15 protein-coding genes are annotated in these 13,570 nt (G+C 73.1%); 11 read left to right on the top strand and 4 right to left on the bottom strand.

The genetic code is table 11. The features are described from left to right. Nucleotides 1-61: 61 nt before the first annotated feature. The 7 genes from F0L68_RS20115 (at nt 62) to F0L68_RS20085 (ending at nt 6,641) form a co-directional block, all read left to right on the top strand. The gene (locus F0L68_RS20115; RefSeq protein ID WP_149851167.1) at nt 62-3,181 is read left to right on the top strand and encodes an ATP-binding protein; all 3,120 of its coding nucleotides are present in this window, start codon (nt 62-64) and stop codon (nt 3,179-3,181) included. 10 nt (nt 3,182-3,191) lie between these two features. Then, nucleotides 3,192-3,425 (top strand): hypothetical protein, encoded by a 234-nt coding sequence (locus F0L68_RS20110; protein WP_223198971.1) that lies wholly within the window; start codon nt 3,192-3,194, stop codon nt 3,423-3,425. After that, nucleotides 3,415-3,663, top strand: coding sequence for a hypothetical protein (locus F0L68_RS20105; protein ID WP_149851165.1), 249 nt, complete (start codon nt 3,415-3,417; stop codon nt 3,661-3,663). Before F0L68_RS20110 ends, F0L68_RS20105 begins: the two co-directional genes overlap by 11 nt. Further along, entirely contained in the window at nt 3,653-3,901 is a 249-nt protein-coding gene (locus tag F0L68_RS20100; RefSeq protein WP_149851164.1) for a hypothetical protein, read from the top strand. Before F0L68_RS20105 ends, F0L68_RS20100 begins: the two co-directional genes overlap by 11 nt. A gap of 100 nt (nt 3,902-4,001) precedes the next feature. Next, nucleotides 4,002-4,895 (top strand): LysR substrate-binding domain-containing protein, encoded by an 894-nt coding sequence (locus tag F0L68_RS20095; protein ID WP_188316693.1) that lies wholly within the window; start codon nt 4,002-4,004, stop codon nt 4,893-4,895. 16 nt (nt 4,896-4,911) lie between these two features. After that, nucleotides 4,912-5,667, top strand: a complete 756-nt coding sequence (locus tag F0L68_RS20090; RefSeq protein WP_149851162.1) for an SDR family oxidoreductase — start codon at nt 4,912-4,914, stop codon at nt 5,665-5,667. Nucleotides 5,668-5,708: 41 nt separating this feature from the next. Continuing rightward, the gene (locus F0L68_RS20085; protein ID WP_149851161.1) at nt 5,709-6,641 is read left to right on the top strand and encodes a zinc-binding dehydrogenase; all 933 of its coding nucleotides are present in this window, start codon (nt 5,709-5,711) and stop codon (nt 6,639-6,641) included. Here the strand turns inward: F0L68_RS20085 and F0L68_RS20080 are convergent. After that, nucleotides 6,638-7,216: a TetR/AcrR family transcriptional regulator gene (locus F0L68_RS20080; protein ID WP_188316692.1), complete on the bottom strand. Its 579-nt coding sequence runs from the start codon at nt 7,214-7,216 to the stop codon at nt 6,638-6,640. The genes F0L68_RS20085 and F0L68_RS20080 overlap by 4 nt on opposite strands. Before the next feature lie 115 nt (nt 7,217-7,331). Here F0L68_RS20080 and F0L68_RS20075 point away from each other — a divergent pair, with 115 nt between their 5' ends. The 3 genes from F0L68_RS20075 to F0L68_RS20065 all read left to right on the top strand — a co-directional run bounded on the left by F0L68_RS20075 (nt 7,332) and on the right by F0L68_RS20065 (nt 10,211). Next, complete coding sequence (locus F0L68_RS20075; protein ID WP_149851160.1) at nt 7,332-8,042, top strand: hypothetical protein; 711 nt, start codon at nt 7,332-7,334, stop codon at nt 8,040-8,042. Further along, nucleotides 8,043-8,873 (top strand): NAD(P)H-binding protein, encoded by an 831-nt coding sequence (locus tag F0L68_RS20070; RefSeq protein WP_149851159.1) that lies wholly within the window; start codon nt 8,043-8,045, stop codon nt 8,871-8,873. A 141-nt stretch (nt 8,874-9,014) separates the two neighbouring features. Then, nucleotides 9,015-10,211 (top strand): MFS transporter, encoded by a 1,197-nt coding sequence (locus F0L68_RS20065; RefSeq protein ID WP_149851158.1) that lies wholly within the window; start codon nt 9,015-9,017, stop codon nt 10,209-10,211. Here the strand turns inward: F0L68_RS20065 and F0L68_RS20060 are convergent. The 3 genes from F0L68_RS20060 to F0L68_RS20050 form a co-directional block, all read right to left on the bottom strand. After that, nucleotides 10,150-11,343, bottom strand: a complete 1,194-nt coding sequence (locus tag F0L68_RS20060; RefSeq protein WP_223198970.1) for a glycosyltransferase 87 family protein — start codon at nt 11,341-11,343, stop codon at nt 10,150-10,152. The two genes, F0L68_RS20065 and F0L68_RS20060, sit on opposite strands and share 62 nt — an antisense overlap. 143 nt (nt 11,344-11,486) lie before the next feature. After that, a complete protein-coding gene (locus F0L68_RS20055) occupies nt 11,487-12,149 on the bottom strand; it encodes a response regulator (RefSeq protein WP_149851156.1) in 663 nt (220 codons plus the stop codon). Beyond that, complete coding sequence (locus F0L68_RS20050) at nt 12,146-13,285, bottom strand: sensor histidine kinase (protein WP_149851155.1); 1,140 nt, start codon at nt 13,283-13,285, stop codon at nt 12,146-12,148. Before F0L68_RS20050 ends, F0L68_RS20055 begins: the two co-directional genes overlap by 4 nt. Nucleotides 13,286-13,327: 42 nt before the next feature. On the opposite strand from F0L68_RS20050, the gene F0L68_RS20045 reads away from it, so the two are divergent. After that, nucleotides 13,328-13,570, top strand: a 243-nt coding sequence (locus F0L68_RS20045) for a helix-turn-helix domain-containing protein (protein ID WP_223198969.1), incomplete at its 3' end; no start/stop codon positions are given.

Raw genomic sequence — 13,570 nt, 5'->3', positions numbered from 1 at the left:
CGCCATCAGAACCAGCCGGCGTCGGCCGGCCAGCCAGCTCGTGTCGAGAAGGAACACTGCCATGCGCGTTGCCATGCTGGGCCCGGTGACCGCCTTCGGGGCGGACGGCGCGCCGCTGCGGGTCGGCGGCCCACGGGTGCGGGCGCTGCTGGCACTGCTCGCGCTGGAGCCGGGCAAGGCGGTGTCCGCCGAACGGCTCATCGACGCGATCTGGGCAGGCGCGCCACCGGCGAACGCCGCCAACGCGTTGCAGACACTGGTGAAACGCCTGCGGGCCGCGCTCGCGCCAGCGCGCGTCGTGGAGGCTCGGGCCCCCGGCTACGCGCTGGCGGTCGACCCGGACGATGTCGACGCGCACCGGTTCGCCCGCCTCCTCGCGGAGGGCGCCCGCCTGCTCGCGGACGGCGCGGCCGACCGGGCCGCGATCGCGCTGGACGCGGCGCTCGCGCTGTGGCGCGGGCAGGCCGTCGCCGACCTCGCGGACTTCCCGCAGCTGATCGCCGGCGCGACGCTGCTGGACGAGCAGCGACTCGGCGCCGTCGAGGCGCGGGCCGACGCCTACCTCGCGCTCGGCCGGGCCGCCGAGGTCGTCCGGGAGCTGTCCGCCGAGGCCGCCGCGCACCCGCTCAGGGAGACCGTCGCCGCCAGGCTGATCACCGCGCTGGCCGCCGCGGGGCGGCGACCCGAGGCGCTGGAAGTGTTCCTACGCACCAAGGGCACGCTGTGCGAGGAGCTTGGTGTCGACCCGTCCCCGGCGCTGACCGACGCCTACCTCGCCGCGCTCAGGGACCGCCCCTGCCCCGCACGGGAGCGGCCGACGACGAACCTGCGGGGCAGGCTGACCAGCTTCGTCGGCAGGGCGGCCGAGGTCGACCGGATCGGCGGACTGCTTGGCACGTCACGACTTCTCACGCTCGTCGGCCCCGGCGGGGCCGGCAAGACGCGGCTCGCAGGCGAGGTGGCGGCGCGGCTCACGGAGCGCTGGCCGGACGGCTGCTGGCTGGTAGAACTGGCCGCCGTGGCGGATTCGGCCTCGGTCGTCAACGCTGTCTCCGCCGCCATCGGCTTCGGCGAGCACACCGAGACCCCGAACCCCAACCCCGTCGAACAGCTCGCCGCCGTGCTCGCCGGCAAGCGGCTGCTGCTCGTCGTCGACAACTGCGAGCACGTGGTGGCGGGCGCGGCGGCGCTGGTCGAGGAGCTCCTCGCGCGCTGCCCCGGCCTGACCGTGTTGGCCACCAGCCGGGAGCCGCTCGGCGTCGACGGCGAGGTGCTGTGCCCGGTGCCGCCCCTCGAGGTGGCTCCCGACGGTGCCACCGCGCAGGAGGCCGCGCGGTTCGCCGCCGTGCGCCTGTTCGTCGACCGGGCCTCGGCCGCGCGGCCCGGCTTCGTCCTCGACGAGGACAACTGCGCGGCCGTGTGCGCGATCTGCCACAGGCTCGACGGGATGCCGCTGGCGATCGAGCTGGCCGCCGCCCGGCTGCGCGCGATGAGTCCCGGCCAGATCGCCGACCGCCTCGACGACCGGTTCCGGCTGCTGACCTCGGGAGCCAGGACGGCCCTGCCCCGGCACCAGACGCTGCGCGCGGTCGTCGCGTGGAGCTGGGACCTGCTGACCGAGCCGGAACAGATCCTGGCCCGCAGGCTGTCGGTGTTCGTCGGGGGAGCCACGCTGGAGGGCGCGGAGCGGGTCTGCGGCGGCGACGTGCTCGACGCGCTGCCCTCGCTGGTCGACAAGTCCCTGGTGGAGCTGGACGGCGACCGCTACCGGATGTTGGAGACGATCCGCGCGTACGCGGCCGAGGAGCTGGCCGCGCGGGACGACGCCGCGGCGCTGGCCAAGGCGCACGCCGCGTACTTCCGCGACCTCGCCGAGCTGGCCGAACCCGCGCTGCGCACCGCGAACCAGGACGACTGGTTCGCGCGGCTGGCCGCCGAGCACGACAACTGCGTTGCGGCGCTGGGATGGGCGGTGCGCGACCGCGACACCGCGCTCGCCCTCCGGCTGTGCGGCGCGCTGGTCTGGTACTGGCTGCCGCGCGGGTTCCGCACCGAGGCCGAGCTGTGGCGGCGGCGGGTGCTCGACCTGGCGGGCGGCGGGCCGCCCGCCGGCCTGACCGCCGCCTACCTGGCCTGCTCTTACGCCTGCTGCCTCCCCGAGTACACGGGCTGGTCACCGGCCCGCAGGCTCGGCGGTTCGGCGGTGGCGTTCGGCCGGCTGCACCACCGGGCCCGCGCGGAGGACCGGCCGCCGAACCCCGTCTTCACCGCCCTGACGGCGGTGTGGGCCAACGAGGCCGGCGACCCGTCCGCGTTCCAGGAGTGCGTGCGCTCGCCCGACCAGTGGCTGGCGAGCACCGCGCTGCTGCTGCGCGGCACGGTTCGGCTGAACCAGGGCGGCGACGGGCCCGCCGCCGACCTCGAGGCCGCGGTCCTCGGCTTCCGGCGGGTGGGGGAGCGGCGCGGGTTGAGCCGCGCCCTGCTGGCGCTGGCCACCCTGCGCGCCAGGACCGACGGGGTGGCGGCCGCAGCCGAGCTGATGACCGAGGCGGCCGAACTGATCACCCCGTGGGTGTGCGCCGACGAGGCGCTGGTCACGCTGATCTGGTTGGCGCAGCTGCGCAGCTGGGACGGCGACCTGGCCGGCGCCGCCGCCGCGATCGCCGCAGCCAGGAGGACGGGGACCTCGGGCGTTCCGGTCGACACGCTGGTGCGGCTCCGGCTGATCGAGGCCGACCTGGCCAGCCGAGCGGGCGACCTGGTGGTTGCGATCCCGAGGCACCAGGAGGCGCGCAGCGGACTGGCGCAGGCCGACCGCGCGGCGCCGGTCGGGGAGATCTGGGCCCGCATCTCCCACGGCATCGCGCTCGCCGACACCGGCGACCCCGGCGAGGCCGAGGCCAAGCTGCGGGAAGCGCTCGACCTGATGCGCCCGGTCCGGAACCTGCCGCTGCTGGTGGCGTTGGGCGTCGGTTTCGCGGTGGCCGCGTTGGCTTCGGGTGATCCCGTGAGGGCTGCGGCGATCATGGAGGCGTGCGCGGTCGCGCACGAGGACGACGGTCTCGGCGATCCCGATCCGGTGCGGGTGCGTGGCGCGGCCAGGACTGACCATGGCGTGGACCGGCCCGATCGCGCGGCCGGGACCAGCGACGACTTGATCCGCCTGCTTCGTGCCGGCTGACCCGTCGCTGGTGGTGGTGGTGGTGTTGTGTGTCGGTTTCGCGGTGGCTGCGTTGGCCTCGGGCGACGCCGCCAGGGCGGCGGTGATCATGGAGGCGTGTGCGGTCGCGCACGGGGGCGACGGTCGCGGCGATCCCGATCCGGTGCGGGTGCGTGGCGCGGTCAGGAGCGACCATGGTGTCGACCGGTCCGATCGTGCGGCCGGGACCGGCGACGATCTGATCCGTTTGCTTCGTGCCGGCTGACCTGCCGCTGGTGGTGGTGTTGGGTGTCGGTTTCGCGTTGGCTGCGTTGGTTTCGGGTGATCCCGTCAGGGCGGCGGTGATCATGGAGGCGTGTGCGGTCGCGCACGAGGGCGACGGTCGCGGCGATCCCGGCCCGGTGCGGGTGCGCGGCGCGGTCAGGAGCGACCATGGCGTGGACCGGTCCGATCGTGCGGCCGGGACCGGCGACGATCTGATCCGTTTGCTTCGTGCCGGCTGACCTGCCGCTGGTGGTGGTGTTGGGTGTCGGTTTCGCGTTGGCTGCGTTGGTTTCGGGTGATCCCGTCAGGGCGGCGGCGATCATGGAGGCGTGCGCGGTCGCGCACGACGGTGACGGTCACGGCGACCCCGGCCCGGTGCAGGTGCGCGGCGTGGCGCGGACTGACCATGGTGTCGACCGGCCGGACCGTGCGGCCGGGACCGGTGACGATCTGATCCGCCTGCTCCGCGCCGGCTGACCCGTCGCTGGCAGCCGTTGCCAGGAGACTGCCCGCGCGGGCGGCGACACTGCGTCCTGATCGTTCCCGGCGCCGTCCGGGGAGGCATAGAGGAGCGCAGTTGGAGCTACGTGTTCTCCGGTACGTGGTCGCGGTCGCGGACGAGGGCGGGTTCCGCCGCGCGGCGGCGCGCCTGCACCTGGCGCAGCCGTCGCTGAGCCGGCAGATCCGCGATCTGGAACGCGGCGTCGGCGTCCAGCTGTTCGAGCGGAGGCCGACACGGCTGACCGCGCCGGGCGAGGTGTTCGTCGAGTCGGCGCGGCGGCTGCTGGCCGAGGCCGACGACCTGGTGCTGCGCACGCGCGTCGCGGCCGGGTCCAAGCCCGTCCGGCTCGGCTACGTCGCCAGCGCCGCCTACGAGACGGTGCCCCGGCTGCTGGCCGCCGTCGGCGAGCGGCACAGGGACGTCCGCGTGGACGTGCGGGAGGCGTGGACGCCGGATCTGGAGCTGGCGCTGCGGGACCGCCGCCTGGACCTCGCAGTGTCGCACAGCATGACGGGCGCGGCCGGGCTGTCCAGGGCACTGCTGCGCAGCGAGCCGCTGGTCGCGGTCGTCGCGGCGGGACACCGGCTCGCGGACCACCCCGAGGTGTCGCTGCGCGACCTGCGCGGCGAGACGTTCTGCTTCTTCGGCAGGCAGTTGGCGCCCCGCTACCACGACGTGGTCATGCGCGCGCTGGCCGGCGCGGGGGAGCGGTTCGCCGTCTGGGAGCACCCGCAGCCCGGCCTGCGGCAGACCCCGCTGCGCGGCGAGGACGGCTTCACCGTCGTGCCAAGGTCGGTCGGGCCGCACCTGCCGGCCGGGCTGGTCGCGCTGCCGCTGCTCGGCGACCTGCCGCAGGTGGACCTGGACATCGTGTGGCGGTCCGACGGCCTCTGCCCCTCGACGGCCGCCGTGCTGGAGTCCGCCCTCGCCGCCGCGCGCGAGGACGACTGGAATCTTGTTGCGCTGTAACGAAAGGAACTACTCCATGCCATCAACACTGGTCCGCGATCTCGAGGGGAAGGTCGCGATCGTGGTCGGCGGCTCGCGCAACCAGGGCGCGGCGTTCGCCGAGCACATCGCCGCGCGCGGGGCGACCACGGTGATCACCTACGCGAACAACGAGCGCGCCGCCAAGCAGACCCTGTCGGTGTTGGAGGAGCACGGGGTGACGGCCGAGGCGATCCGCTCCGAGGCCAGCTCCTCTGCCGACGTCGACGCGCTGTTCGAGGGCGTGGTGGCCAGGCACGGCAGGCTGGACATCGTCGTGCACACCCCGGGCGCGGTGCTGAAGAAGCCGCTCGGCGACTGCACCGACGAGGACTTCGACAACCTGGTCAACCTGAACACCCGCAGCGCCTTCAACACGTTGCGCGCCACCATTCGGCACATCAACGACCAGGGCCGCTACGTGGTGCTGTCCACCACCCTCACGTCGATCATGACCGGCGCGTACGGCCTCTACTCCGGATCCAAGGCGGCCGTCGAACGGATGGTGTTGGCGGCGGCCAAGGAACTCGGCGCCCGCGGGGTCACCGTGAACGCGGTCGCGCCCGGCCCCATCGACGACTCCTTCTACCGGGAGGCCGAGACGCCGGCGTCGATCGAGGCCGCGACGCACCACAGCCCGCGTAATCGCCTCGGCTACCCCGACGACATCGCCCCGGTCGTAGGCTGGTTGATCAGCTCCGACGCCGGCTGGGTGTCCGGCCAGACCGTGCGCGCCAACGGCGCGATGTTCTGACCCGCTTGCGGGTTCCCGCCACCACGACGAACGGAACTTCCATGCGTGCCCTCGTTGTCGATCCGACCGCGCCGTCGAGGCTTCGTCTCGGCGAGGCGCCCGACCCCGTGCCGGGACCAGGGCAGGTGCTCATCGAGGTCCGGCACTCCTCGCTCAACTCGGCCGAGCTGTTCTTTGCCGAACGGTCGGAACCGGGCACCGTGCTCGGGTTCGACGCGTCGGGGATCGTGCTGGCCTCGGCGGCGGACGGCGGCGGCCCCTCGGTCGGCAGCAGGGTGGTGTCGTTCGCGGACGGCGGCGGCTGGGCGGAGCGCCGCGCGGTGGACGCGATCGACGTGGCGGTCGTGCCGGACTTGGTCGACCTCGGTGTGGCGGCGACGCTGCCGGTCGCGGCCGGCACCGCGCTGCGGGCGTTGGAGCAGGCCGGGCCGATCACCGGGCGGCGCGTGCTGGTGACCGGCGCGTCCGGCGGGGTCGGCTCGTTCGCCGTGCAACTCGCGGCCATTGGCGGTGCGCACGTGATCGCGTCGGTCGGGTCCGCCGCGAGCGGCGGCGGGCTGACCGAGCTCGGCGCGGCCGAGGTGGTCATCGGGCTGGCCGGGATGCACGAGCCGGTCGACGTGGTGATCGACCTGGTCGGCGGCCCGCAGCTGGTCGCGGCGTACGGCCTGCTTTCTTCCGGCGGCAGCGTGCAGAGCGTCGGTTGGGCGTCGGGCGAGGCCGCCGCGTTCCCGCCGGGCGCGACGCTCGGCCGGCCGAACCCGACGTCGATCACCTCGGTCTACAACGGCGCCGGCCTGACCGACCGGCGTCGGCAGCTCCAAGTGCTGCTCGACCTGCTCGCCTCGGGCCGGCTCAGGGCGCAGGTCGGCTGGCGCGGGCCGTGGGAGGGGATCGACGAGGCCGTGACGGCGTTGTCCTCCCGCGTGCTGCGCGGCAAGGCCGTGCTCGACGTGGTGGCCCGGAGTGCTTAAGTCGCGGGCTCGGCGGTGGTGAGCAGCAGGTCGGCCAGGTCCCGCGCCCTGCTGGCCGGGCCTCGCACGCCGAGGGCCTGCACCGAGGCGTACACGCCCTCCATGACGAGGGTGAGTCGGTCGGCGAGCTCGACGGGATCGGCGACGCCCATGGCGGCGGTCAGCTCGCCGAGGCGCATCCGGACCCAGGTCTTGGTGCCGACGGCGTGTTGGTGCGCGGGGTGGTCGGGGTCGGGCAGCTCGGCGAGGGCCATCAGGTACGGGCAGCCCCGGCACTGCTCCGGCTGCACCTGCTCGAACTGTGCGTCGAACAGGGCGCGCAGCCGGTCGAGCGGGGCGCGGCCGTCGTCCGAGGTGACCTCGTCGAACCACTCGCGGTAGAGCCCGTCCGCGCGCTGCACGTAGGCGGCGACGAGGTCGTCCTTGGAGGCGAACAACCGGTAGAGGGTGGTCGGCGCGACCCCGGCCTCGGCCGCGACCCGGTCGACGCCGACGGCCCGGATGCCCTGCCAGTAGAACAGCTCGTGCGCCACCTCGAGGACGTGCGCGCGGGTCTCGGCGGAACTGCGGCGCATGGGACCCCCCTTGTCCGATCGGCTATGGCGTGCCTAGTCTACCGCGATGTTAGGGAACGATCCCTAACATCGCTCGTCGAGTGTCAGCACACAGGAAAGCGGGGGAGGCGGTCCGATGAGTGACAGGACGAGCGGGACGGTCGAGGGCGACGCGGCCCCGCCCGCCCCGAACGGGCACAGGCCGGAGGGAACGCCCCAGGCGGGGCCAAGGCACCCTGACCTGATGTCCGCCCTGGTGACCGAGCACTTCGTGCTCCAGTCGGCGGCGTCGACCACGGTCAGCGAGGCCACCGGACGCGCGTCGCTGTACCTGTCGGTGCTGTCCAGTGCGCTGGTGGCGCTCGGTTTCGCCGCGCAGTCGCCCAGCATGGTGGTGCCGTTCGCGTCGACGGTGCTGCCGGCCCTGTTGCTGCTGGGGATCTTCACCACCGTCCGGCTGGTCGACACCGGCGTGCAGAACGTGCGCTACCTGGCCGGCATCGCCCGCATCCGCGAGTACTACCGGGAGCTGGACCCCCGCGCGGCGCGGTACTTCACGCCGTGGGGCGCCGGCGGCGAGACCGCCGAGGCGCTCGCGTCGCTCGCGACCAAGCCGAGCTTCCTGACCGGCCTGTTCACGGCGGCGAGCATGGTCGCGGCCATCAACAGCATCGTGGCTGGCGCCGGTGCGGTCCTCGTCGGCGTGCTGCTCGTCGGCAGCGGCCACCTCGCGTTGCTCGCACCGTGCGGGCTGCTCGTCGCCGTGCTCTGCATGACGGTGTTCTGTCGTTACCAGGACGCCCGCTACCGGGCCCTGAATCCGCAACAGTCGAAGGGAACCAGTTAAATGATCTTGGTGACAGGTGCGTCGGGCCACGTCGGGGGCGAGCTGGTCGCGGCACTGGCCGACCAGGGCCGGCCGGTGCGCGCGCTGGTCCGCGACCCGGCCAGTTTCGAGGCGCCGCACGGTGTTCAGACCGCCGGCGGCGACCTGAACGACCCGGAGAGCCTGGCGGACGCCCTCGCAGGCGTCGACGGGGTGTTCCTGCTCGGCGGGTTCGCGGACATGTCAGGGGTGCTGGCCAGGGCGCGCGCCGCCGGGGTCGGCCACGTCGTGCTGCTGTCGTCCCGGTCGGTGGTCGGCGGCAACCCCGACAACGCCGTCGCAGGGATGCACCTGGCCTCAGAGGCCGCCGTCCGCGAGTCCGGCATCGGCTGGACCCTGTTGCGGCCGAGCGGTTTCATGTCCAACACCTTCGAGTGGGTGCCGCAGCTGCGCGAGGGCGACGTCGTCACCGCGCCGTTCGCCGGCGTGCCGATCGCCGCCATCGACCCGCGCGACATCGCCGCCGTCGCCGCGGCCGTGCTGACCCGTCGGGAGCACCACGGCCGCAGCCACGCCATGACCGGTCCGGCCGCGCTGCTCCCGGCCGACCGCGCCGAGATCCTCGGCCGGGTGCTCGGCCGGCCGGTGTCGCTGCGGGCCCAGCCCGACGACGAGGCCAGGGCGGAGATGAGTCGCACCATCCCGGCGAAGTACGTCGACGCGTTCTTCCGGTTCTTCGTCGACGGCGAGTTCGACGACTCCTCGGTCCTGTCTACCGTGCAGGAGATCACCGGCCGGCCCGCGCGCGGCTTCGAGGACTGGGCCGTCGCGCACCGGGCTCGGTTCGAGTAGTCGCTGCCGACCCTGTTGGCGGAGATCGTCAGGAGCATGGCCAGGGAACTGCTCGCCGAGCACCCCGGTACCCTGCCCGTGCCCTGCCAGGCACACTGATCCGTGTCGGCAGTGGACGGCGAACCACTGGGGGACAACGACATGACCACCCTGCGTCCGGGTGCGGCGGCAACGCGGCTGCTGCTCCCCGCGACGTTCATCACCGCGCTGGGCAACAACATTCAGCTGATCGCCTCGGCGCTGCTACTGGTCAGATCCAACTCGACGATGCTCGCGGTCGGTTGGCTGTTCATCGCCGTCGCGCTGCCGCAGGCGGTGTTGTCCCCCTGGTTCGGCCGGCTGGCCGACCGGTTCGACCGTCGCAGGCTGTGGCTGGCCTGCGATCTCACCAGTGTCGTCGCCGCGCTGGCGTTGCCGCTCGGGCTGGCGGCAGGCGGCTCGGGCGACACGGTCGTCTACGCAAGCAACTTCGCGCTCGCGGTAGTCAGCGCGTTGTTCCTGCCGGCCAGCGCGGCGCTGATCAAGGAACGCGTCCCGCCCGCCGACCTGCGTCGCTTCAACGCGGGCTACGAGATCGCGCTCCAGGCCGGGATGCTGCTGTCCGCGTCGATCGGCGGCTTCGCGTTGCAGCGGTTCGGCACCACCCCGCTGTTCGTGTTCAACGCGGCCACCTTCGCCGCCTCGGCCCTTTGCGTGTTCGCCGTCGGCCGTCGGCCGACCGGGCTGCCGGTCTCGGCCACACCGGTCGTTGAGTCGGTCACCGCGTCCGCGCCGCTGTCGACGTGGCGGCTGATCATGTTGTACGCGCAGGGAAACATCGTGGTGACCGTCTTCAACGCCCTGATGCCCATCCTGGTGCTGACGGAGATGCGGGCCGGGACGGGGTTGGTCGGGATCGTGGACGCGGTCGGCGGCACCGGGTTCCTGCTCGCCGCGGCCGCGTACCGGGCGGTCGGCAGCCGGTTCACCGACCTGCGCATCGCGCTGGTCGGCTACCTGGCCACCGTCCTGTTCCTGGTGCTGCAACCACAGTTCGGCACCGCGGGCCTCATCGCGACCGTGTTTTGCTGCGCGGCGACGTACGGGCAGGCGCGCATCGCGAGCCGCGCGCTGCTGCTCGTCACCGCGCCGCCCGACCGGGTAGGCCGCGTTTTCGGGCTGGCCAACGGAATCGGGCTCGCCTCGACCATCGTGGTGATGCTCGTCGTCTCGACCGTCACCGACCGCACCGACACCCGCTACGGCTTCGCCACGCTCGCGGCCGTCACTCTGGTGCTCACCGTCGTGGCCGTCCTGACCGGTCGGCCTGGCCGCTCCCCGTCGTCCCGGTCCGCGTGAGCGCGAGCCGGACCGCCAACAGCAGCAGACCCGCCAGCGCGGCGAGCACGTAGGCGTTGCCAAGCAACGCCTGCAACGGTGTCCACCACAACTCCACGCCGTTGTCCTGCGGCACCAACGCGAAGCTCCCACCCGTGAACACCGCCGCGGTCAGCGCCGCAGCGAGCCAACGGCCGCGGCGCGCCAACAACAGCACCAGCGGCACCGCCCACACCCAGTGGTGGCTCCACGAGACCGGGCTGACCAGGACCCCGCAGAAGCCCGTCACCAGCACCGCGGCCACCGGCTCGGCCCGCAGGTGCAGCGCGCGCACCAGCACCGCGCACCCGGCAAGACACACCAACGCCGCCATCGCTGCGGCGGCGAAAGCCCAGGACGCCTCGCCGGACAGCCGTTGGATCAGGCCGTTGAGTGACTGGTTGCCCCACCACGAGTTCCTGGTGGCCTGGTTGCCGCCGAGCATCGCCTCGGTCCAGAACCGCGCGGAGTCGGCCGGCAACAACACCGCGCCGACCGCGTGCAGCGCCGCGAACGTGCCGAGCGCGCGAGCCGCGTCCCGCCAACGCCCCGTGATCGCCAGGTGCGCGACGAAGATCAACGGGGTGAGCTTGATCGCCGCTGCCAGCCCGACGAGCACCCCGGCGAAGCGGGAACCACGCAGCGCCAACACATCCAGCATGACCAGCGCGAGCAGCACCAGGTTCACCTGGCCGAGGCCGAGCGACCGCCACACCGGTTCCACCGCGAGCACGCCGACCACCGCGATCCACGGACATCGCACCAGGGTCAGCCGCGCCACCACTCCCAGCGACACCGAGGACGCCATCGCCAGCACGCCCCAGGCGAGCTGGTTGGGCAGCGCGGCGAGCGGCAGGAACAGCGGTGCGGCGATGGGCGGGTAGGTGAACCGCAGCTCCGGGATCATCGGTGGCGCCGCGAGCAGGTCGTAGAGCGGCTGCCCGTGCCACAGCGCCAGCGCCGCCGACCGGTAGACCGAGGTGTCCACGCCGGGCTGCCAGCCGGCCAGCCAGCACAGCACCGCAACACCGGCGAACACGCCGGCCAGCACCACCGACGCGGTCGGCAGGCGGCGGGCGGGCCGGAGCAGTGGCCGGGAAACGGTGAGCGACAACGGCGCGTCCTTCGGTCGACGCCGGGACACTCCCGGCTGATCGACACCGACGCTAGAAATCGAGGCAGGCGAACGCATCGCGCCGGGGAGGCGTCTTCCCGTCCTCCCCGGGTAGCGGGGCCGAGGCTCGTGCTACCCCGGTACTACTCGCCGGCCACGACCAGCCCGGCCTCGTAGGCGAGCACGACCGCCTGCGCGCGGTCCCGCAGCCCCAGCTTGGTGAGCACCCGACTCACGTGCGACTTGGCGGTCTGCTCGACGATGACCAGGGCGACGGCAATCTCCACATTGGACAGTCCCCGCGCGATCAGCCGAAGCACCTCGAGTTCGCGCGCCGTGAGCTGGGCGAGGCCCGACGTGTCCTGGGGCCGTGGCCGCCGCGCGGCGAAGTCGGCGATCAGCCTGCGGGTGACCGACGGGGCGAACAGTGCGTTGCCCGCCGCCACCACGCGCACGGCGTTGACCAGGTCGGCCAGCGGGGAGTCCTTGAGCAGGAAGCCGCTCGCCCCGGCCCGCAGCGCGCGGTAGACGTAGTCGTCCAGGTCGAAGGTGGTCAGCACGAGCACCCGTGGCCCGTCCCCGCTCCCGTCGAGCGCGATCCGCTCGGTGGCGGCGAGACCGTCCAGCACGGGCATCCGGATGTCCATCAGCACCACGTCAGGGCGCAGCTCGTCGGCGGCGGTCACCGCCTCGGCGCCGTCGGCCGCCACGCCGACGACCTCGAGGTCGGGTTGCGCGTCGAGCACCGCGCGGAAGCACTCCCGCACCATCCGCTGGTCGTCGGCGATCACCACCGTCGTGCTCATGGGGTGCCGGCCAGGGGAAACAGCGCCGTGACAACGAATCCACCGTGCTCGGTCGGGCCGGTGGCCAGCGTGCCACCGAGCATGCTGACCCGCTCCCGCATGCCGACCAGGCCGTGTCGCGGCCGACCCTCGGCCGGCTCGGTCGCCGTCGCCGTCGCGGCGGTGTTGCGAACCTGGATCCGCACCAGGTCCGGTTCGCGCTCCAACTCGACCCGCACGGTCGCGCCCGGCGCGTGCCGGGCCGCGTTGCTCAGCGCCTCCTGCACGATGCGGTAGGCCGACAGCGCGACGCCGGCCGACAGCGGCTCCGGGCCGAGCGTGGTGGCCATGGTGATCGACGTGCCGGCCTTGCGGTACTGGGTGACCAGGTCGTCGATCTGTGCCAGCGTGGGTTGCGGCGCGGTGTCGGAGCCGTCCCGCTCGGTGCGCAGCACGCCGAGCAGCCGACGCATCTCGGTGAGCCCCTCGTGCGCGGTGCGGTGCAGGTCGACGAACTCCTCCCGCACGTCCGCCGGCATCGCCGACAGCCGATAGGGCGCGGAGTCGGCGCGCACCGCCAGCACGGACATGTGGTGCGCCACCACGTCGTGCAGCTCGCGCGCGATCCTGGCGCGCTCCTCCAACACCGCCGACTTGGACTGCTCCTCGGCCGTTCGGTTCTCCTGCTCGCGTTGGCCGCTCTCGGCCAGCCTGCGCAGCCGCACGGCGTTGCCGAGCAGGACGATCCCGCCGCTCCCGATCGCGACCAACACGCTTTCGGGTTGGTGGTGCGGGTACAGCCAGCAGGCCACGGTGGTCAGCAGCCAGACGGCAGTCGTCACGGGCGGCTCGTAGCGCTCGCTGACCCGATAGAGGACCAAGGCGGTCACGGCCGTCAGCGTCCAGGTCCACGGCATCTCCATCAGCCGGGCCTCGACGATCCGCTGCCTGGCGAAGAACGCGTTCAGCGTCGGCGTGACCAGGATCAACAGCAGGGACAGCCGCCAGGCCACCAGCGGACGGCGCGCGGCGAGCAGCACCGGCAGCCCGGTCAGCGCCGCCGGCACCAGGACCGGCAGGTTGCTCGACGACCACCCGTACCACTCGGGCACGCGGGTGCTGAGCTCGATCCCCGGTGGTGTAGCTCCGCCACCCACCCGACCGCGGGGTCCACCACCAGGCTCTGTACATTGTGGATGGTGGCCAGCCAGGTGAAGCGGGCGTTCAAGTACCGCTCCTATCCCACCGACGCGCAGGCGGTCGAGCTGTCGCGCACGTTCGGGTGCGTGCGGAAGGTTTACAACCTGGCGTTGCAGGCCCGCACCGAGGCGTGGACGCTGCGGCGGGAACGGGTCACCTACAACGCCACCTCGGCGCTGCTCACCGGGTGGAAGAAGACCGAGGACCTGGCCTACCTCACCGAGGTGTCGTCGGTGCCGTTG

This window comes from Solihabitans fulvus (genome assembly GCF_008386585.1).
Taxonomy (GTDB): Bacteria; Actinomycetota; Actinomycetes; order Mycobacteriales; family Pseudonocardiaceae; genus Solihabitans; species Solihabitans fulvus.
The sequence above is the reverse complement of the archived record's forward strand: the minus strand, read 5'-3'. Positions and strand labels throughout refer to the sequence as shown.